At 69.5% G+C, this 18,370-nt stretch carries 20 protein-coding genes; 5 read left to right on the plus strand and 15 right to left on the minus strand.

Translation table 11 applies throughout. The features are described from left to right. Positions 1–66 precede the first annotated feature (66 nt). From HNR67_RS45870 to HNR67_RS28315, 13 genes are all read right to left on the minus strand, one after another. Positions 67–2,913 carry a LysM peptidoglycan-binding domain-containing protein gene (locus HNR67_RS45870; protein WP_185005239.1) on the minus strand — a complete coding sequence of 949 codons (2,847 nt, stop codon included), beginning with the start codon at positions 2,911–2,913 and terminating at the stop codon, positions 67–69. Further along, entirely contained in the window at positions 2,913–3,344 is a 432-nt protein-coding gene (locus HNR67_RS28260; protein WP_185005240.1) for a hypothetical protein, read from the minus strand. Before HNR67_RS28260 ends, HNR67_RS45870 begins: the two co-directional genes overlap by 1 nt. Further along, positions 3,341–3,733, minus strand: coding sequence for a TadE/TadG family type IV pilus assembly protein (locus HNR67_RS28265; protein ID WP_221490082.1), 393 nt, complete (start codon positions 3,731–3,733; stop codon positions 3,341–3,343). Before HNR67_RS28265 ends, HNR67_RS28260 begins: the two co-directional genes overlap by 4 nt. A 41-nt stretch (positions 3,734–3,774) precedes the next feature. Beyond that, complete coding sequence (locus HNR67_RS28270; RefSeq protein ID WP_185005242.1) at positions 3,775–4,149, minus strand: TadE/TadG family type IV pilus assembly protein; 375 nt, start codon at positions 4,147–4,149, stop codon at positions 3,775–3,777. A gap of 88 nt (positions 4,150–4,237) precedes the next feature. Next, on the minus strand, positions 4,238–4,495 hold the full coding sequence (locus tag HNR67_RS28275; RefSeq protein ID WP_185005243.1) for a hypothetical protein: 258 nt from the start codon (positions 4,493–4,495) through the stop codon (positions 4,238–4,240). 18 nt (positions 4,496–4,513) lie between these two features. Further along, a complete protein-coding gene (locus HNR67_RS28280) occupies positions 4,514–5,389 on the minus strand; it encodes a pilus assembly protein TadB (RefSeq protein ID WP_185005244.1) in 876 nt (291 codons plus the stop codon). Then, a complete protein-coding gene (locus HNR67_RS28285) occupies positions 5,386–6,276 on the minus strand; it encodes a type II secretion system F family protein (RefSeq protein WP_185005245.1) in 891 nt (296 codons plus the stop codon). Before HNR67_RS28285 ends, HNR67_RS28280 begins: the two co-directional genes overlap by 4 nt. Beyond that, entirely contained in the window at positions 6,273–7,778 is a 1,506-nt protein-coding gene (locus tag HNR67_RS28290; RefSeq protein WP_185005246.1) for a CpaF family protein, read from the minus strand. Before HNR67_RS28290 ends, HNR67_RS28285 begins: the two co-directional genes overlap by 4 nt. Further along, a complete protein-coding gene (locus tag HNR67_RS28295) occupies positions 7,775–8,593 on the minus strand; it encodes a hypothetical protein (protein ID WP_185005247.1) in 819 nt (272 codons plus the stop codon). Before HNR67_RS28295 ends, HNR67_RS28290 begins: the two co-directional genes overlap by 4 nt. Before the next feature lie 13 nt (positions 8,594–8,606). Beyond that, a complete protein-coding gene (locus HNR67_RS28300) occupies positions 8,607–9,296 on the minus strand; it encodes an SAF domain-containing protein (RefSeq protein WP_185005248.1) in 690 nt (229 codons plus the stop codon). Positions 9,297–9,301: 5 nt separating this feature from the next. Next, complete coding sequence (locus HNR67_RS28305; protein WP_246492612.1) at positions 9,302–9,988, minus strand: hypothetical protein; 687 nt, start codon at positions 9,986–9,988, stop codon at positions 9,302–9,304. 272 nt (positions 9,989–10,260) lie between these two features. Continuing rightward, entirely contained in the window at positions 10,261–10,815 is a 555-nt protein-coding gene (locus HNR67_RS28310) for a hypothetical protein (RefSeq protein WP_185005249.1), read from the minus strand. A 40-nt stretch (positions 10,816–10,855) separates the two neighbouring features. Then, complete coding sequence (locus tag HNR67_RS28315) at positions 10,856–11,491, minus strand: prepilin peptidase (protein WP_185005250.1); 636 nt, start codon at positions 11,489–11,491, stop codon at positions 10,856–10,858. Positions 11,492–12,259: 768 nt separating this feature from the next. On the opposite strand from HNR67_RS28315, the gene HNR67_RS28320 reads away from it, so the two are divergent. Next, the gene (locus tag HNR67_RS28320) at positions 12,260–12,823 is read left to right on the plus strand and encodes a hypothetical protein (protein WP_185005251.1); all 564 of its coding nucleotides are present in this window, start codon (positions 12,260–12,262) and stop codon (positions 12,821–12,823) included. 32 nt (positions 12,824–12,855) lie between these two features. Here HNR67_RS28320 and HNR67_RS28325 read toward each other — a convergent pair whose 3' ends face one another. Then, positions 12,856–13,197 (minus strand): hypothetical protein, encoded by a 342-nt coding sequence (locus tag HNR67_RS28325; RefSeq protein ID WP_185005252.1) that lies wholly within the window; start codon positions 13,195–13,197, stop codon positions 12,856–12,858. A gap of 117 nt (positions 13,198–13,314) precedes the next feature. Next, entirely contained in the window at positions 13,315–14,094 is a 780-nt protein-coding gene (locus tag HNR67_RS28330; RefSeq protein ID WP_185005253.1) for a GGDEF domain-containing protein, read from the minus strand. 254 nt (positions 14,095–14,348) lie between these two features. Here HNR67_RS28330 and HNR67_RS28335 point away from each other — a divergent pair, with 254 nt between their 5' ends. Genes HNR67_RS28335 through HNR67_RS28350 form a run of 4 tightly spaced genes read left to right on the plus strand, consistent with a single transcriptional unit; the run spans position 14,349 to position 18,341 of the window. Next, positions 14,349–15,113 carry a helix-turn-helix domain-containing protein gene (locus tag HNR67_RS28335; protein WP_185005254.1) on the plus strand — a complete coding sequence of 255 codons (765 nt, stop codon included), beginning with the start codon at positions 14,349–14,351 and terminating at the stop codon, positions 15,111–15,113. Further along, positions 15,110–15,667 (plus strand): hypothetical protein, encoded by a 558-nt coding sequence (locus HNR67_RS28340; RefSeq protein ID WP_185005255.1) that lies wholly within the window; start codon positions 15,110–15,112, stop codon positions 15,665–15,667. The genes HNR67_RS28335 and HNR67_RS28340 overlap by 4 nt, the downstream gene beginning before the upstream one ends. Next, entirely contained in the window at positions 15,657–16,922 is a 1,266-nt protein-coding gene (locus HNR67_RS28345) for an MAB_1171c family putative transporter (RefSeq protein ID WP_185005256.1), read from the plus strand. The genes HNR67_RS28340 and HNR67_RS28345 overlap by 11 nt, the downstream gene beginning before the upstream one ends. Before the next feature lie 18 nt (positions 16,923–16,940). After that, entirely contained in the window at positions 16,941–18,341 is a 1,401-nt protein-coding gene (locus HNR67_RS28350) for an FAD-dependent oxidoreductase (RefSeq protein ID WP_185005257.1), read from the plus strand. Positions 18,342–18,370: the final 29 nt, after the last annotated feature.

Genomic DNA, 18,370 nt, shown 5'->3' on the forward strand with positions numbered 1-18,370 from the left:
CACCGCCACGGGTCATTGGCACTACAAGTAGTCAGCCTGGGCCGGAATTCGACTCCGAATTTTTCCCTAGCCTGTCCTGTCTGATGACGCGCTCTGGCCGAGGCGTTTCATATCCTCAACGAGCTTCTCGGTGTCACGACTCGGTCGTAGTTCGATGTCGCGTAGGCTGGCGATCAGCAGTGCATGCGTGCGACCGATGGCATCGAATTGTCCTAGCTGAGCCTGCGCGTGGATGATGTTTCGGTAGATTTCTTCATTATAGGGGTCAAGCAGTCGTGTGCGCTCTAGTATTCGCAGGCGGATGTCGGGATTCTCCTCGGCGCGAAGGAGTAATCCGAGGGCGTCCAGGGCATCGCGCCGGGCGGCTTCCCGTGGCGCGTCCAGCCAGGTTCTGCTGAGGTCCTCGGCCAGGTCGCCGCGGTAGAGGTCGAGCACCTCTGCCAGCTCCCGGCGGTGGGCCTCGGCGGGCCGGTCTCGGCTGGTGATCGTGTTCTGGAAGCGGTGGTAGTCGGTGCTCACCAGGGTGTGGTCGAGGTGGTAGCGGCCGTCGTCGTTGCGGATCAGGTTGGTGATCTGGCCGCTGGTTGCCGTGCTCACGGCTTGGCGGAGCCGGGAGAGGGTGTAGTGCATGGCGTTGTAGGGGCGGGCGGTGGGACTGTCCGGCCAGATGGCCTCGTTGAGGGCCTCGCGGCGGACACCGCGCGGGTGCAAGGCCAGGAAGACCAAGACCTCCCTCTGCTTGCCGGTCAGCGCGCCGGTGAGGTCGTGCAGTCCGCCGTTGTCGAGCCTGCTCAGTCGGAGTTGCCCGAACACCTGGAGCCGGAGCGGAGCAGCGTCCTCCCCGGGTTCGCTGGGGCCGGCTGGAATCGGTGCGGTGGTGCTGGGTGCGGTGGTGCTGGGTGCGGTGTCAGCCGTGGTGGTCGTGGTGGACCGGGTTGGTGGCGCCTCCCCGATGTTGCCGGTGGTCTCGATGACAGCGGCTTCGGTTGTCGCCGGTTCGGGCGCGGTAGCCGGGTGGTCCTCCGGGCTGGCGGCCTGGTGCAGAACCGCGAGCACGTCGGCGATGTCGGTGGCGGGCAGGGTGAACAGGCGGGTGCCTGCGAGCTGATCTCCCTGGTTGGACTCGGCGGGTGCGGCGGCGCCGTCTGGTGCGACATGGACGGTGGCCCCGTCAGGCCAGGGGCCGAGAAGGATGGCAGCCGGGCCGGATGCGTTGCCGTGACTGAGGATCGCCTGGAGGCGATGCTCATCGCCGGCGGGCCGGGCGAGCAGGACGAGCTGTTCGTAGTCCGGTGGGAGATGGCGGGTTTCGGCGGTCAGGCGAGCGTGGGTGAGCAGGGCCGCCTCCATCTCCTCCAAGGCGGCCTGCAAGGTCGGGGTCACAGTGATCGCTGCGGACAGGGACGTGGTGTCGAGCCCGTCGAACACGGTGTCCACGTCGTTGCGCGGCAGGAGGATTCGAGTCCTGCGCTGGTGCTGGGTAGCAGCGGTGAGCAGGTGGAGCAGCAGGGCTCTGGCTGCCGCCGCAGCGCCGGGGCCCAGCAGGCCAAGGCCGTGAGTGGCGGCCAGGTTGAGGGCGAGTTCGTGGCCGTCGCGGACGCCGAGGACTACCTGGCCCGCGGGAAGGGCGGGCGGCGAGGCGGGGAGGGCGTGGTCGTGGGCGATGCGCAAGGCGCGGATGACCGGGGCAAGTGGCTGGTGCAGGTCGGTGCGGTCGCCGCTGCCGATGCGGTAGCGGCGGCGTTTGCGCAGGGCGAGGGTGGCCAGGGCGGTGGTGACCGCGGTGGCCAGGCCGAGGCTGACGAAGGCACCGGTGGACAGCTCAAAGCCTGGCTCAGCCTCAGCCGGTGCCGCATCGCCCTCGTCAGCGGGCTCGTTGTGGGACGGAGATGGTGGTGGTGAAGGGGGTGGTAAAGGCGGGGCCGGGGGTGGCCCTGGGGGTGGCGTTGGTGGTGGCGGCGGTGATGGTGCGGTGATCCGGAGTTGCCAGCCGGGGCGGAGGTGGTCCGGGTTGGTCCAGGTGCGCCCGTCGGGTTGGAGGTGGTGGCGGTTGTCGTTCCACAGCCGCCACCAGCCGCCGTGGTGGCCGTACTCCCGTTGTGCGATCGAGGAGGCGGTTTCCCCGGCGGCGACCGTCACCACGACCATCCCGGTCGCCGGCGGGGTGCGGGCCGGTGGTGGGAGCAACAGCACGTCGCCGGGGTAGAGCAGGTCGGGGTTGGGGATGCGGTCGGCGTTGAGGCGGTGGATCTCGTGGTGGCGGTGGGGATCGCCCAGGTGGGTGTGGGCCAGGCTGGTCATGGTGTCGCCGGGCCGGACGGTGATCCGAGGACACTCCGGCCGCACCGCGGGATCCACCGTCCGGTGCCGCGCCAAACCATCGTCCACAGTGGACACTTTGCTGCAGACCGTCGGCGTCCCGGCGGGGTGCTCGGGGTCGTGCAGGGCGGTGGCCACCGGTGCCGATCCGGTGGCGGGCAGGGCGAACGCGGTTTGGGGCAGCAGGGCGATCAGTGCCGCGGCGACCATTCCGGCGATCCAGCGCCGCACCCCGATCCCCGATCCCGGGGTCACCACGCCCTGCCGGAGTTGCCGGACGGTCTCGGTGAGAACCAGACCCAGCAGCAGTAACCAGGCCAACCAGACCGTGGCCAGCAGGAGGTACCGGATCAGCCTGCCGTCGCCATAGGCGAAACGCAGCCGGTGCCAGGCCGATTCCAGCAACGGGAGGATCTCCTCCCGCCGTGGCAGGTCATCCAGCCCCGGTAGTTCCTCGGGCAGTAGCTGGCGGGGGTCGCCGCCCAGGGCCAGCAGTCCCAGCGGCAGACCCACCATCAGCGTCAGCATGAACAGCGCCGCTGCCAGGCCGCGGGCGATGTCGGCCCTGCTGCGAGGTCCTGCCCGGCCGGCCATCACCGGCCCCGGCGAGCTGCTGGTGTTGGTCCGGTGCCGACGTCGAGTGCGGCGGTGGCGGTGCCGGTGACGGTGTAGTGGGAGCCGAGAATCCCGATGCGGGCCGGTTCCGTGCAGCGCACCTGGACGTGCACGGTACGGGTTGAGGTGATCTCCACCGTGCCGGGACACCCGGAGCGGGCCAAGTAGTCGCGGGCGGCGGTGTGCGCGGCGGGGACGTCGAGTTGGATCGGGGTGCTGCGGGTGTCCACGGCGGTCAGCGCCGCGCGGGCGGCTTCGGCGGCGAGGGCATCGGCGCGGGAGTAGGCGCGGATCTTCCCGGTGCCGTCCACGACCAGGGCGAGCACCAGCACCAGGGCGAAGCCGAGGATGGCGGTCATCGCGCTGACCACGCCGCGGTCGTCGAGGCGGCGCCGGGGCGCGGGGTTCATGTCCGGCCCCGGAACGGGTCCAGGGGGCTGGTGAAGGTGTCCTGGAGGATTCTGCTGCCGGGTAGGGGAAGGGCGAGGTCGGACAGTTCGGCCACGCAGGTCACCGTGGCGGCCACGGTCGCCGGTTGGCCGGGCGGGACGGTGAAGCCGGAGGTGTCCACGGTGACGGTGAGGCTGCGGCAGTGCAGGTTCTGCTCGGTGAGCACCCGGAACGCGGTGGCGGTAGCGGTGTCCTGTGCCTGGGTGGCGGTGCGGGCCAGGGAGGCGGTGCGGGCCGCGGCGGTGGCGGCGTCGGTGACCACGGTGTGGGCGAGCATGATCCGGCCGGCGGCGATCAGCGCGGTGGTGAACAGCAGCAGGACGGGGGCGGCCGCGGCGGCGAACTCCACGCTGACCGATCCCGCGCTCCCGCATCGAGGATGTGGGCGGGTCATCGCGGGCTCGCGGTGTCGTCGGGGGTGGTGAAGCGTTCCTTGGCGCCGGTGACGCTGCGGGTGACCTGCAGGTCCAGGCCGGGGATGGGGACCAGGCGGAGCACGGTGGCGGTGACCTCCACGCGCACGGTGGTGCTCGTGCTGCCGGTGGTGCTGACCCTGGTGTTGGTGATCAGGCCGTTGCCGGTGCGGTCTAGGAAGGAGCGGGCGGCGGCCTGTCCCTCGGCCGGGGTGCCGGTGAGGGTCCGGGCTGTTTGCAGGCCGTGCTGGGCGGCGGCCTGGCACAGGCTGCGGGCGTACCAGTACACCCCAGCCTGCGTGGCGCCGGAGAACAGCAGGAAGAACAGGGGCAGCAGCACCGCCAGTTGCACGGTCGCCGCCCCACGATCGCCCCACCGGCACCGTGACGCCAGGCTATGTCCTGTGTGGACGGTGGTGTTGTTCATGGCCGATCCCGGTTCAGGGCAGTAGGTCGATTTGCTTCTGGGCGAGAGCCTTGTAGGCGGCCCAGACGAGCAGGGCCGCCCCGACGCCCAAGGCGAGGCCGATGGCGATCTCCACCGTTTCCACGCCGTCGTCCCCGCCCCGGCGCCTGCCGGTGCGGCGGCGCACGGTGGTGGCCTTCTCGGCCAGGTCGGTGACGGTGAGGATGAACTGGAGTGCGAGCCGGTAGAGGAGGTTTATCCAGTGCTCCGGGGCTAGGTGTGTGTCGAGCATGAGAGGTCCACATCCCTTCTACAGTCGGGCGAACAGCGGGTAGATGATGATGATCATGAAGGCGATCAGTAGGCAGGCCAGCGGTCCGACGAGGTGTTCGGAGCGGCGGTTGGCCTCTTCCCGGTCGGCGGCCAGGGTGGCGTGGCGTAGCACGGCGGCTTTGGCGGTCAGGGTGGTGTAGACGGCGGCGCCCTCGGCGGCGGTGGCCAGGATGTCGGCCAGCTCGACCACCGCGGGCACCCGGAACCGTTGCCCCCACTGGGCAAGTGCGTCCCAGGCGGGGATGCCGGTGAGGCGGGCGCGGTACAGGACGGCGCGGATCTGGCCGATGACCCAGCCACTGCCCAGGGACGCGGCCTCGCCGAGCGCCTGGGCCGCCGCAGCGCCGGCGGCGCGTTCCTGGGCGACGAGTTCGAGGTAGGAGGCCAGGGTGCGGGTGAACTCCGCGCGCGCCGCCGTCGCGTCCCGGGTGATACGGGCGCCCGGGATCAGCGAGGCGGTGACCGTGCCGACCGCGGTCAGCAGGGTGATCGTGGCGATGTCCAGCTCGACGGCTACGCCCAGGACGATGGCGGTGAAGCCGCCCAGAGCAGCCCAGGCGACCCGGGCCGCCACGTAGCCGGTGACCGTGCGCTCCAGCAACTCCAGGTCCACCACCGGTACGCCCCACCACCGGTTGGTTGTGCGGGCGGAGCGCTCCGCGAGCCCGGCCAGAGCCCGCGCCGACCACGACGGACGACGCGTTCCGTGCGTTGTTCTGTCCTGGGGTGAGTCTTGGAGGGTCTGCGCGCGGGCCATGGCCGCGGCGATGTTGAGCGGGGCCGGGGGCGCGATCGCGAGCACCAGCAGGGTGACGGCGAGTCCGGCACAGACGCCGACGATCAGGGCGTTCATGGCCTCCACCGCCGTGGTGCCCGGCCCAGGAAACGCGGGCGGTGCAACAGGAATCCCGGTTCCGGGCGGGGCCGGGTCAGCGCTGCGAGCCACACGCAGGCCAGCGCGAGGAACCCCAGGGCCAGCGCCAGCCACAGCTGCCCGACGATCGTGCCGAAAGGGGTGAGGTAGTCCTCGGTGAAGACCAGCAGGGCGGCGGTCATGGCGGCGATGATGCCCAGCAGCGCCCGCACGCTGGTGCGGACTTTGGCGCGATCGGCCTCGACCTCGCGGCGGGCGGCGACGTCCTGGCGCAGCGACTGTGCCAGCTCGGTGAGGATGGGCAGCAGTCCGCGGCCGCCGCTACGCAGGCGCAGGAGCAGGCAGGCCACGACGCGGTGGGCGGCGGCGTGGTCGAGGTCGCGGGCGAAGGCCCACAGCGCGGGCTCGGCGCCGCCGGTGCGGGTGCGCGCGGCCAGGGCCTGGACGTGCTCGGCGATCGGGGCGGGGGCGGTGCGGGCGCTGGCGGCCAAGGCTGATTCCAGCCCGCCCGCGCCGCTGCCCAGCAGATCGGTCACGCGCCGGATCCACTCAGCGAGGGCCTCCAGGGTGGTGATCATGTCGCGGTTGCCGGGCTGGGCCACCGCGCGCGGCACCAGCACCACCCCGATCGCCGCCGCGACCGCGGCCACCGGCCAGCCGCTGACCCACCACACCAGGCCACCGGCCACCACGGCGACCAGCGAGGCCCGCGGCCGAGCCCACCGCCGTAACCACAACCAGACGCTCCGCCCGCGTCGGCCCTGACCGCCGCGGTCAGTGAGCGGGGCCGGGGCGCGCAGGCTGGCGGCGGCCAGCAAGACCGCGGTCGCCAGGGCCACGCCCAGCAGCGCGGACAGGGCGCTCATGACAAGTCCCGGCGCAGGAACGCGGGCTGCCAGTCACCCTCGCCCCGGTGCAGCAGGCCGGGGTCGAAGCCATGCCGGATCAAATCGGCCAGCAGACCGGGACTGGGTGGGAAGGCCGGGATGGCGCGGCCATCCACCGGGCGGGGGCTGAACAGGTGGGTGAGGTCGGGGCGGCCGGTGTCCCCGACGGGGCCGAGTTCGGCGATCTCGGTGACGTAGCGCTGGCGGCTGAACTGGCCGGTGCGCGGGTCGTGGTGGTCGGCCTTGGCCAGGTGCACCACGAGGTGGAGCGCGGAGGCACTCCAGCGGTAGGCGGCCTCCACCGGCAGCGGCGGGGTGGCGAGCTGGCCGAGAGCGGCGATGCGGTCGGTGACCGCGGACGCGGAGGCGGCGTGCAGGGTGCACATGCCGCCGGCGGCGCCATTGCCCAGCGCACGCAGCAGGGAAGTGACCTCCCCGGCACGGACCTCGCCGACCAGGACCCGGCTCGGGGAATGCCGCAACGTCTGCTTGAGCAGGTCGTCCAAGGTGACCTCGCCGACGCCCTCGGCATTGGCCTGCCGAGCCTCCAAGGGGGTGACCAGCGAGTGGGTGCCGAGCAGGTCCAGGCCCAGTTCGGCGTCGTCCTCGACGGTGATGAGGTGTTCGTTGGCCGGGATTTCCCGGGCCAGGGCACGAAGGATGGTGGTCTTGCCGGTGTAGGGGCCGCCGGTGACGACGATGTTCTTGCCCGCGCGCACCGCCGCCCGCAGGAAGGCGACCAGCAGGAAATCCACGGTGCCCGCGCGCACGAGGTCGTCCAGACCGACGTCGTGGAGGCGGTGGCGGCGGATGGCGATCCGGGGGCGGTCGGTCAGCGACATCACCGCGGACAACCGCGCCCCCAGCAGCCCGCCCGCGGGGATACGGAAGGAGACCATCGGGTTGGCGGGACTGAACTCCCGGGCCGTCCGGCCCATCCGGGCGGCCAGATCGGCCACCATCGTGATCAAGGTGGCGTCGGAATCGGCCACCACATACGGCCAGCGTTCCAGCGACCCGTCGGCCAGCTCCAGCCACACGCGGTCGTAGCCGTGGATGTGGATGTTCTCCACGTCCTCGCGCTCCAGCAAGGGAAGCAGCGCGCCCAGCCCGGCCATCGAGGCCACCACCGCCTGGGCCAGCTCACGTTCGAAGGACAGCGGCACCGGCGGGCGGCCGGCTTGGGCGTTGCGCACGACCCAGGCGGTGATCTCCTCCTGCGCCAGCGCGAGCACCCGCGCATGCTCCGCGGCCGGATCGCGGTTCTCCGGTGCGGGAACGTCGTCGTGGCCGAGTTCGTCCAGGCTGACCGCGACGGCGAGGCGGATCTGGTCGACCAGGTCCCTGGCCGGCCGCGCCGTCGGCTGTTCCTTCACCGGCTGGGTACCGGGACGGTCGGTGGTGACGGCGCGCAGGCCGCCGCGCCACTGAGTCTGGTGCCCGGTCGGGAGGTGGGCCTGTCCGGGTCGGTCCGCGCTCATCGCGCCACCCCCATGGTGGTCGGCGTCCAGTGGGCGAGCCGGATCGTCGTTCCTGCCTGGTGCAGGCGGGCTGCGGCGCGGGCGGCGGTGCGGGCCAGCGTGGTTCGACGCACCTTCTTGTCGTGGTGGAGGCCGTCGCTGAAGACCCGCGCGGTCTCGGGGTCTTCGGGCAGTCCGAGGCGGGCGGGTATCCCCAGTACGGTGTGGGCTTCCCGCACGCCTAGCTGGCCGGTGCCACACACCGCCAGCCCCAGGCGATCCTGCGGGATCCGTTGCCGCAGCAGGGTGAGCGCGGGTTGCGCGGAGTGCAAGTGCCGCGGCACCGGGCGCACCGCGAGCAGCACCAAGTCGGCGGCCTCCAGCACCGGCCACGGCGCCTCCGCCTCCGCGGTGAGCCGCCCACCGTCGGCCAGGACGTCCACCGGGCCGCTGGGCACTGTGCTCAGCGCGGTGAGGGCATGGGCCAGGCGGATCCAGCCGCCCTCCTGCAGCGAGATCGCCTGCGCCGGATCGGCCAATCCGCTCAGCAGTCGGGCTCGTGGTGCGGGCGGGACGGCTTGCAGGTGCGGGGTCAGCAGGTCCGCGGTGATGGAGGTGGTGTGGCGGGTCGCGGTGCAAAAGGACAGCAGCCCCCGCTCGGGGTGGAGTCGGCCGTTGAGCCACCACGGGGACAGCCACCCGGTGGCCAGGTCGCCGCCGGCGGGGTCGCAGTCGGCGACCACCAGCGGTGCCGGCCAGCCGTAGGCCAGGGCGGCCACCGTGGTGGTCGTGCCGGGCGAGGACTTACCGGAGATGATCACAATCAGGGCCATCACGTCACACACCTCCCTAGTTCCCGGGGCCGAGCACGGTGATGATCACCGGACCGGCCGCGGCCGCGGTGGCCCGGTCGAGGTATTCGGTGGGGACCACGACATCGACGGTGGCCGTGCTGGCCCCCAACGCCCCGCTGATCCCGACCACCTGTGCCTGGAAGCCGGCCCCTCGGGTGGTGGCCTCGGAGTTCCCGGCCTGGCCGGCAGAGATCGGGGTCACCTGGACCCGCATGCCGGGGCGGACACCGTGGGCGGGCACGTGGCCGGGTTTGCAGCCCAGTCCGAGAAGGTGTTGTCCCGGACCGGGAACCGGGGTGTCGGTGAGCTGTTGTCGGGCGAGCACACTTCTTTCGGTCAGCGTGGTCGCCGCGGTTTTGCCGATCACCGCGGCCTGCTCGTCGGCCCGGATGGTCTGGGCGATCGGGTCCTCCACGATGCGGGCCACGGTCAGGTCCGCCTCGGTGATGCGCTGGCCCCACTCGACCGTGCGGGCCAGCACCAGCACGGAGACCCGGGCGTCATAGCTGGCGATGAGCAGGACGTTGCCGAAGCCCGCGCCGGCGGTGAGCACTATGGCGGTCACCAGCAGCCAGAGTCGGCGGCGTCGTGGAAGCTGCGCGGGGTTGTCCGGGTCGAGCGAGGAGTGCTCCGGGGCGGTGGCCGCCGGGCCTGGGGCGGGTATGGGCGGGAGTGGAGGTCTCATGGTGTTCACCCCTTTCCTGATAACGCGGAGTTCGCTGCTTGGTCGCGCCGCAGGGCCTGGGCTTCCACGACGGCGAGTACCAGTTCGGCGCGGGAGATCAGATCGGGCAGTCGGCCCCCGGCGGGCGCGGTGCCGGTGGAGCCGGTCCAGCTCACCGACCAGGTGATGGCGAACCAGGCGCGGACCTGCTCGCCGGGGCGGCCGTGGGAGGAGCGCTGGTAGACGAAGTCGCAGTCCGGTGACGGGGCGTGCAGCCCGGCCGCGCGGGTGTACGGCGTACCGGGCCCCGTGCAGGTGCGGCCCTGGCCCATGCCGGAGTCGAAGGACAACTTCACCGGGGTCGCGGTGACCTGGGCCCACACCGGGCCGGCCTGCACCCGCTCCACCTGCGGCCGCCACACCGTCGGCTCGGTCCACAACCAGGTGTGCTCGCCCACCACGGTGGCCCGGCGCCCGTCAGCCAGCTGCACGTCCGGGGACACCCGCGGCACCGGCAACGGCAACACCAACTGCTCGAACGCCCGCTCGGCCAACTCCGCGGGGCTGGGCAGGATCGGCACCGGCCGGGCATCGGGTCCGGGGCTCGGGCCGGTGACCCAGCCGCTGGTCATCCCGTTGCACGTGCGGGTGTAGGCGACCTTCCCGTCACCGCCCAGGGTGCCCGTGTGCCACTCGCGGAACTTCTCGAACATCTCCGACGGGCTGTGCGCAGAGCGGGAGTAAGTGCAGGCCGGTGCCGAACCACCGCGAGCGCCGGCCGTCCCTGCACCGCGGCCACCTCGACCGGGTTGCCCGGGGGCGTTCGCGCCGAGGTCGACGGTCGGTGCACCAATGTGCCCGCGGTGATCCCCGGTGACCACCACGACCTGACCCTCCGGCTTCGACTCGGCCGCGGCCGGCCCGGTCACGCTCACCACCAGCAGCACGACCAGCACCGCGGCCACAGAGCCCGTGCACCGGGGCGTCATCGGCACGCACCCCCACCGAAGACGACGTCGGCGACGCGCCAACGCCCATCAGCGCCGCGGGCCATGGTGGTGGTGATCGGGTTACGTTCTACCCCTACGGTTTTCGGGCGCCTGGTCTTGGCGTCTGCCTGCCCGCTCTTGCTGGCGTCCTGGCAGTCCTGGACCGTGGCGCGGTCCCCGGCGACCTCCACCGCGGTGACCCGGGCGGTGGTCGTGCCGTAGAGCACCACCGACTGCTCCCGCAACAACCCGAGGCCCTGCACCGTTCTGCGTAGCTGGGGATCGACCGCGACGGCACTCAGCTTGGTCTGCCACTCCGGTTCCGGCCGCTTGTCGATCGAGTCCGACACCTGCCAGAACTCCCGGTACGCCGCGGTCACCGCCGCGTTGGTGTCGGGCGTGGTGCTGGTCGAGGGAACCGGTTGGGACGTGGCCGGCGCCTTCGACGGGGACGGCGCGGCGCGTTCCTTCGGTGTGCAGGCGCCGACCAGCACCAGCGCGGGCAGTGCCAGCCCGAGGACGACCGTGGTCTTGCCGATGGTGTTGTTCATGACCGGCTCCATTCCGGTTGGCGCCGCAGCCGCGCCGCGGTCAGTGGAAGATCACGACGAGCAACGCCCCGGTGATCAGCGGCGGCCCAGCCGGAAACCCGGCTCCCTCGCCCCAACGGGCCTGCCCCGTGGAGAGCAGGGCAATCGCGACCGCCCCGGTGAGCAGGAAGGACAGCAGCAGTCCGCGGAGCAGGTGTTCCCAGCCCAGGTAGCCCAGGAACAGCGCCAAGACGGGCAGCAGCACCGCGTCGCCGCCGCCGAACCCGGCTGGCCGGAGCAGGTGCAGGGCGATCGTCACCAAGCCGACCACGGCCGCGGCGACAATGCCACGCCACACCCCGTCGAACTGGCCCACCTGTGCCGAGGCCACCGTGAGCAACACCAGTCCGCCCAGCCCGAGCGCGGCGGTGAGCGGATGCGGCAAGCGCCGGTGCTGCCAATCGATCGCGGCCAGCACTACGCCCAAGGCCACCAGCCAGCACCACGCGGGAAGGGCCGGGGAACCCGGAAACCGCGTCCCGAGCACGGCCAGGGCCAGCACCGTGGCGACACCCGCCCACACGCACAGGCGGCGCATCGACGCCGGATCGCGTTCCTGGTCGAGTCGACGGAGGCAGACCATCAGCACTGGGCCGGTGAGAAGACCCGCGACCCCGCAGAGAACGGCCAGCAACATCCTGTGCACCTCCGTTCAGATAGCGCGCCATCAGGCCCTCCGTCCTCAGATCGGCAGCGACGAGTTTGTGCTGCGGGAGCAGGTAACGCGGGATCGTGGTCGTGGTTGGCCTGATCAGCAGCTGAGAGTCCGGCGGCGGCAACACGATGGGCAGCACCGGACTCTGGGCAATCCAGCTTCGGCGGTTGAACACGACCTGCCTCCAGGAATGGCAAATTTCAAGATCCAGATTTACTTACCCCACCTTGGTACACCGCCGCCCCCTTAGTCGCGCCAACGCAACCATGGGATTCCCGGCCCTACTTCACTCGATCGGACGACGACTGCCAGTCGCTCTGGGCACGGTTTGCGACCACCTCAGTTAAGAGGCGGGCCGACCGCTGGGAGGGGGTGAGCGGCCGGCCCACCGTGGGGCCCCTGGTTTCGCGCCAGGGGTAGATACAGCGAGATGACACGATGGTCCTGATTGATCTTGCGGTGCCGCACTGCCCAGTCTGACTCAACTGTCGCGCTTCTATGGTGTTGACGATTCGTGTCTACCGCAGAGGTGCCCACTCGCTTCAAGGCGAGCGCCTACACCTTTTTTGAGGTGTTCGCCGAATGCCAGCCAACCGGGTGACCCTGCGGCGGAAATTTTGTCGTACTAGCCAAAAGGCGAGCACGGACTCGCCTTGAAGCTAGTAGGGGGTCGTGAGCAATGCTGAACGAGTCATGAATTCTGACTACGGAGGAACGATGGCGACTACTTCTCGCAGCGTTCGAGCGGGCATGGTGATCACCGTGGGTGCGGTAATAGTGTTGACTTCGTGCGGTTACGGATCGACGACATCAGTCGATACGACGTCACCTTCGGTGACCAGTGCCCAGCCGGTAACGACCGCAGCGCAGGCGAGACCCCCGTTGGACGGGGTGCCCGGTTCCGATGGCGCCGCCGCACGCCGGGCAAGGGATGTGTACCTGGGAATGTGGCATCAGCTCACGATTGCCGCGGCCAGCTCAAACCAGCACGCCAGCGGGCTGTCCATGTACACCACCGGGTCAGCCTTGACCGAGTTGCGCCAGCTGCTCTACACCGACTCCATGGCCGGCAAGGTCGTACTCGGCAAGCCGGCCCCGAACCCCCGGATCGCCGCGGTACGGATCCCCGAGGTGCCACTGGAGGTGGACATCCTCGATTGCGTCGACACGTCCAGCTGGCGCAAGTACAAAGCCCGTGATGGGCAAGCCGATGCCGCTCGATCCGACCGCCTGCTGGTGACCGCGACCGCGCGCAATGGCGAGGGCGATTGGAAGATCGCCACCCTCGCGCTACGCGAGGTAGATTCCTGCTGATCGCCACCCGCGGGTGGCGATCAGCAGGAATCTCAGCGCGCTACCCTTTCGGAAGCGCGCGGTACGGCGGTGTTCAGTCGATCAATTAGATCGACAGCAGTGTCCGTCAACCCATAGCACACGATGGACTGCATTCCGATCGTCATATCCTTGCGCCAGATCAGTCCTTCGCTCAGCAGAATCTGCAGGGTCTTGTTGAGAACACTGTCGTGCAGGATCTTCCCTTGCGCAAGATCGCCGTCCTGCATGGTTCTGCGCAGTACCATGTAACGCAAGGGGCCGCCGTACAGTGCGGCAAGCACTGCGGTGGACCACTCAGTATGAAGCTGTCGAGTTGTACGGTAGATACCCAGCCAGTCAATGCGATTGCCCACCGCAATCCCCTCCCTTTGTCTGGCAGCTTTACTCAACGGGCCCCCACCCCAAATCGCCGCCATCGTCACCGGAGGCCAGACGCCTCCGTGGTTCAATTTCGCATGTTGCGCTTGCTGTCACCCGCCGTTGCTACGCCTTCGCTGACTCACTCCCGCGAGCCAATCTCCGGTGCTTGAACTTGACTTCCGGTCAGAACCGAGAAACACGAGGCATGTCCGATCGTCACCCATTTCCTTGGCGTCCAGGAGCGCCGCATCGGCCTGTCGCAACACCTCGGTCAGGCCGATGTCGCACCCGTGGATCGCCGGGAAGAACGCTGCGCCGATCGAGACAGTCACCTGCGAGATCGTCACGACCAGGTCCTCCCTCGCACCAGGGGCGCGGATCTTCAGACTCCGCACCGCCGTGCACATCAAGCGAGTCACCTCGATCGCGTGGTGCTCGTCAGCCACCCGACACAGGGCGACGAACTCATCTCCGCCGTAACGACTGATCACGTCCTCCGGCGACACCACGGTCCGCAGGGCGTCCGCCACGGCCCGGAGCACCTCGTCGCCGGCGAGGTGGCCGTAGGTGTCGTTGACCGCCTTGAAGTTGTCGATGTCGACGACCAACAGCGCGAGCGAGGCTCCGAGATCCCTGGCCGCAAGCAGGGTCCGCGGCGCGTCGGTCTCCCATGCCCAGCGATCCGGAAGTCGCGTCAGGTGGTCGAGGAGCCTCGAACCAACGGGTTGTCCGCAAGCGCCACACCACCCCTCGGCGGACTCCGCCTGTCGCCTGGCGGGTACCTCCGCCGCCTTGCGGGGAACCGGTGCCGTCCCAGTGGCCCGTATCTGGTCGAGGACTTCCGCATGCTGACCGTCAGCCGCGGTCAGCGATGCTGGGGTGATCCTCATCGGTGGCCCCTTTCCGATCGGTGGTCCCGGGCAACTTCCCTGACTGGCGGCTTGTACGTCCTGCTCTCACCTGCGAATACGGCTGGCGTGTCAACTAACTTGGGACCCTCGACGTCCCGACTGTCAGATCTGTAGCATAGGTATGTCGGCCGGGTTGTCAACGGATGTGAACCCGATCGAGGGATGGCTTTCAACTCAGTAACGCTGTTTGATGGGCGTCAGGAGACGCGACGCTTCGGTTCGGAGGTGCCGCCGTGGGGACGAGTGACCGACGGTCGTTCGCCGACGTGTTGGAAAGCCTGTGCGCGGAGACCACCGCCACTGGCGGAAAAGCCCGGTTCTCCAACGAGCAGCTCGCCGCGAGCATCGGAGTGACCCGGGCCTTCATCTCGTTGCTGCGCAAGGGCGAGCGGGACCCGACGGTGAACACGGTGCTGGCCCTGGCTGCGGTGTTCGACGTGCACCCGGCCTACTTTGTCGGTGGCCGCCGGGACCGAGCACCGAACAGCCTGCCCTCGCGCACGTTCGCCGAGAAGCTGGACACGCTGTTCCGGCTGGTGCACCCGGCAGGCAAGCCGGAGTTCAGCCCGGACGCCATCGCCAGCTCTATCCGCAAACGGGGAGCCGACCTCGGCGATGAGAGCTGGACGATGTCCCGCAACACCATCGCCGATCTCCGGAACGGGAACATCCCTAACCCGAAGCTGCGCTACGTGCTGATGCTGGCGGGTGCGTTCGAGGCCGATCCCGCCTACTTCTTCGACGAGGACCTGGCCCGGCGGGTGGACAGCCAGCTGGACCTCCACCGTGTCATGGCCGAGCTGAAGATCGAGGTTGTCGCTCTGCGCGCGGTCGAGCAGTCCGTGGAGGTCAGGAACACGATCCTGCGGACCTTGGTGAAAGCGCTCAATCCCGGTGTTGAGGTGGAAGCAGCGTTCGAGCGCACCCTGGCCGCGGCCTCTCCTGTCGAAGCGCCAACCAACGAGCCGGACAATCACCCGGGTGAGGTGGCCCCGTGAAGGGCCGGCAGCTCCGGAAGCTGCGCCGGGAACTGATCGAGGACATGGCCCTGGATCGCACGGCCAGCACGAAGGACGTCTGCATCAGGCTGTGCGACGTCGTGGGGACCAGGTTGCGCCGGCAGATCCAGCTGCGGTTCGAGGACATGGACGCCAACGGCCTCACCGGCGCGTGGACCAGGACTGCGGACGGGGTCGACATCATCTCGGTCACCACGGCCCGCAGTTGGGTCCACCGCCTGCACATCCTGCTGCACGAGCTGGCCCACATGATCTGCGACCACCAGTCGCCCCAATTGACCAAGCAGGAGAGCGAACAACTCCTCTACCCCGACATCTTCCCCGGCATGCTCACCAAGCTCGCCGAGCGGACCGAGTGGTCCCGGGAGCACGAGCACGAGGCCGAACATGTCGCCGGCGTGCTGTTGCGCGGCCTGCTGAAGTGGGCCAATGAGCACCAGGTCGACCCGTTCGTACCTGCGGGCGACGACGGGGCAACCAGGGTCTGGTACGCGCTCGGATACACGCCAGGGCGAGGTGCCAGTGGGTCTTGACCTGATGAACTTCCTCTTCGCCGCGGGCGCGTTCGCCATTCTGGCGCACAAGCTCCGCTCGTGGCAGACCGTCCCGGTCGAGCAGCGGCCGGTGATGCTGCCGCTCTGCGTCTCGGCGGCCGGTGTGGGGACGACGTTCCTGATCGCCGCCCCGGTCGTGGGCATGAACATCAACCTGCTCAGCGGCTTCCCGTTGTCCATCATGCTGATGAGCCTCTCCCTGCTCACCTGGGTCTGCGCCGGCCAGCTCATGGTGATCTACTGGCGCCATCCGGCGGAGCGGGCCTGGCGGAGTGCTCGCTGGCGGATCGGGATCTACAGCACGATCGCGGTCATCGAAACCGTGCTGTTCGCGCTGGGACAGCCCACCGGCGAGCACCACAACGACTTCATCACCGTCTACGCCAACGACCCGTTCCTCGGCGGGATGACGGTGCTGCACTTCGCCACCTACGCCGTCGGGATGCTAACCATCTCGGTCATGTGCTGGAAGTGGTCCACCGAATCCACGACGGCGGGCCGGCCGTGGTTGCGCCGCGGCCTGCGCCTGATCACAGTCGGCTTCGCCATGTCCATGATCAGCGGGGTCAGCACGGTGGTCGCCGTGACGAGTAGCTGGCTGGGCACCGATCTGCTTCCGGTGACCGGGGCGATTTCTCACCTGATGACGGTGGTGTCGCTGCCGGTGGTTGTGGTGGGCACGTTCCTGCCGCTGGCGGGGCCAAAGGTGTCCGCGGTCTGGGCCTGGCTGGTTCAGCGTCGGGCTGACCTGCGTGACACCCGGACCCTGGCCCCGCTGTGGCGGGAGTTGCTGGTGGTCGATCCGAAAATGGTGCACCGGCAGAGGCCGTTGATCGACTGGTTCAACGCCGATTCCCGCCTGTACTGGCGGGTGATCGAGATCAACGACTGGCTTGAACGTCTCCGTCCATACCGCTCTCAGGAAGTCGCAGCCGACATCAGCGGACGGCTGCACGCACTCGATCTCGATGGCGATGTGGCATGGCCCTACCAGGAGGCTGGCGAGATCCGGGCCGCCCTCCAAGCACGACAACACGGTCTCCCAGGTCCGCTGGCCGAGGCAGCCGACGAGGATGGCGCCGCTGTGCGGACCAGCCACGCGTTCGCCGCGGAACGGGCGCGCCTAGTGCTGGTGGCCACAGTGTTCAGCAGCTCCACCGTCGACAGCCTCGTCATACCAAGGACGCAGGAGCTGGCTGGCGATGGGCGCACCGGTTCGCTGCCCAGACCATGACACCTCGAAAGGATGTTCATGCCGACGTCCCGACTGGAGCACGCCCTGGTCCTGGGAGGCGGCCTCGCCGGCACCCTGGCCGCGTTCGCCCTGTTGCAGCACGCCGACACGATCACCGTCGTCGACCGTGACCGGCTCTCCGGCGAGCAGTCCCGCCGCAAGGGGGCACCTCACGCCCGACACACTCACGTGCTGGTGTCCGGCGGTGCCCGCGCCATCGACGAACTGGTACCCGGGACGACGAAAACCCTGCTGGCAGCAGGCGCTCAACTGATCAACCTGCCCGGCCGATATCTGACCCTGGCCCCCGATGGCGGCTGGTTTCCCCGCTTCCCCGGAACCCAGTACATCCTCGGATCCAGCAGGGATCTGCTGGAGTCGACACTGCGGTCGCGCCTGCGGGAACACCAGCACGTCAGATTCATGGACGACACCGACGTCGTGGGCCTGACCGGTGACGCCGCGGCGGTCACCGGCGCCCGGCTTCGCACCCGGTCCACCGGGCACCTCCTCGATGAGGCGGCCGACCTCGTCATCGACACAACCGGCCGCGGCTCTGACGCGGTCGGCTGGCTGACCGAACTCGGTCTCCCCAGCGTTCGCGAGTCCGTGGTTGACCCCGGAATCTTTTACGCCACAAGAATTTTCCGAGCCCCAGACGAAGCAGGACCGGACTTCCCCGCACTCAACGTCCAGTCCAGCCCGATACTGACGCCCGAAGTCCGCCGCGGCGGAACCCTAATTCCGATCGAGGACGGTCTCTGGACCGTTACGGTGGCCGGAGCAACTGGCGACCACCCCGGCATCGACGATGACGGCTTCGCTGAGTTCGCCGCCAGTCTGCCGCACCCGGTTCTCGCCGAGCTGATCGCTGCCGCGGAGCCAGTTGGTCCGGCATTCGGGTTCCGCGCGCACGCCAACCGCCGCCGGTACTTCGAGCGACAGCGGGCGGCGCCCCGTGGGTTCGTTGTTCTCGGCGACGCTTACGCCACCTTCAACCCGATCTACGGTCACGGCATGTCCGTGGCCGCCCTGTCCGCGATCGCGCTCCGCGACGGGCTGCAGCACCACGGCCCCGAGGCCACGGCGGTCATTCAGCGCAAGATCGCCGACACCTCGAACAGCGCGTGGACCATGGCGACGGACCAGGATCTCCGGTATCCCCAGACCGTTGGCCCCCGGCCAGGACTGACCACGCGCCTGGGTTACCGCTTGCAGGATTGGCTCGGCACCAAGGGAATGCACAGCCGGACCGTGGCGACCGCGCAGTTGGACGTCTTCACCCTCTCCGCCTCGCCAAGGCAGGCACTGCGTCCGCGGGTCCTGCTCGATGTCCTACGGAGTCCCCGGCGTCCCGGACTGCCCGCGCCCCCATTCACTGACGACGAACGCCACGTCCTCGCACCGACACCGAACTGATCAGCGCGATCACCGAATGAGGGCGGCGC

Source organism: Crossiella cryophila (assembly GCF_014204915.1).
GTDB lineage: Bacteria > Actinomycetota > Actinomycetes > Mycobacteriales > Pseudonocardiaceae > Crossiella > Crossiella cryophila.

Coding starts and splice junctions, on each gene's coding strand:
- HNR67_RS45870 (WP_185005239.1), bottom strand. CDS start 2,913: ATGGCCGGCCGGGCAGGACCTCGCAGCAGGGCCGACATCGCCCGCGGC.
- HNR67_RS28260 (WP_185005240.1), bottom strand. CDS start 3,344: ATGAACCCCGCGCCCCGGCGCCGCCTCGACGACCGCGGCGTGGTCAGC.
- HNR67_RS28275 (WP_185005243.1), bottom strand. CDS start 4,495: ATGCTCGACACACACCTAGCCCCGGAGCACTGGATAAACCTCCTCTAC.
- HNR67_RS28280 (WP_185005244.1), bottom strand. CDS start 5,389: ATGAACGCCCTGATCGTCGGCGTCTGTGCCGGACTCGCCGTCACCCTG.
- HNR67_RS28285 (WP_185005245.1), bottom strand. CDS start 6,276: ATGAGCGCCCTGTCCGCGCTGCTGGGCGTGGCCCTGGCGACCGCGGTC.
- HNR67_RS28290 (WP_185005246.1), bottom strand. CDS start 7,778: ATGAGCGCGGACCGACCCGGACAGGCCCACCTCCCGACCGGGCACCAG.
- HNR67_RS28300 (WP_185005248.1), bottom strand. CDS start 9,296: ATGAGACCTCCACTCCCGCCCATACCCGCCCCAGGCCCGGCGGCCACC.
- HNR67_RS28305 (WP_246492612.1), bottom strand. CDS start 9,988: ATGTTCGAGAAGTTCCGCGAGTGGCACACGGGCACCCTGGGCGGTGAC.
- HNR67_RS28310 (WP_185005249.1), bottom strand. CDS start 10,815: ATGAACAACACCATCGGCAAGACCACGGTCGTCCTCGGGCTGGCACTG.
- HNR67_RS28315 (WP_185005250.1), bottom strand. CDS start 11,491: ATGTTGCTGGCCGTTCTCTGCGGGGTCGCGGGTCTTCTCACCGGCCCA.
- HNR67_RS28320 (WP_185005251.1), top strand. CDS start 12,260: ATGGTGATCACCGTGGGTGCGGTAATAGTGTTGACTTCGTGCGGTTAC.
- HNR67_RS28330 (WP_185005253.1), bottom strand. CDS start 14,094: ATGAGGATCACCCCAGCATCGCTGACCGCGGCTGACGGTCAGCATGCG.
- HNR67_RS28350 (WP_185005257.1), top strand. CDS start 16,941: ATGCCGACGTCCCGACTGGAGCACGCCCTGGTCCTGGGAGGCGGCCTC.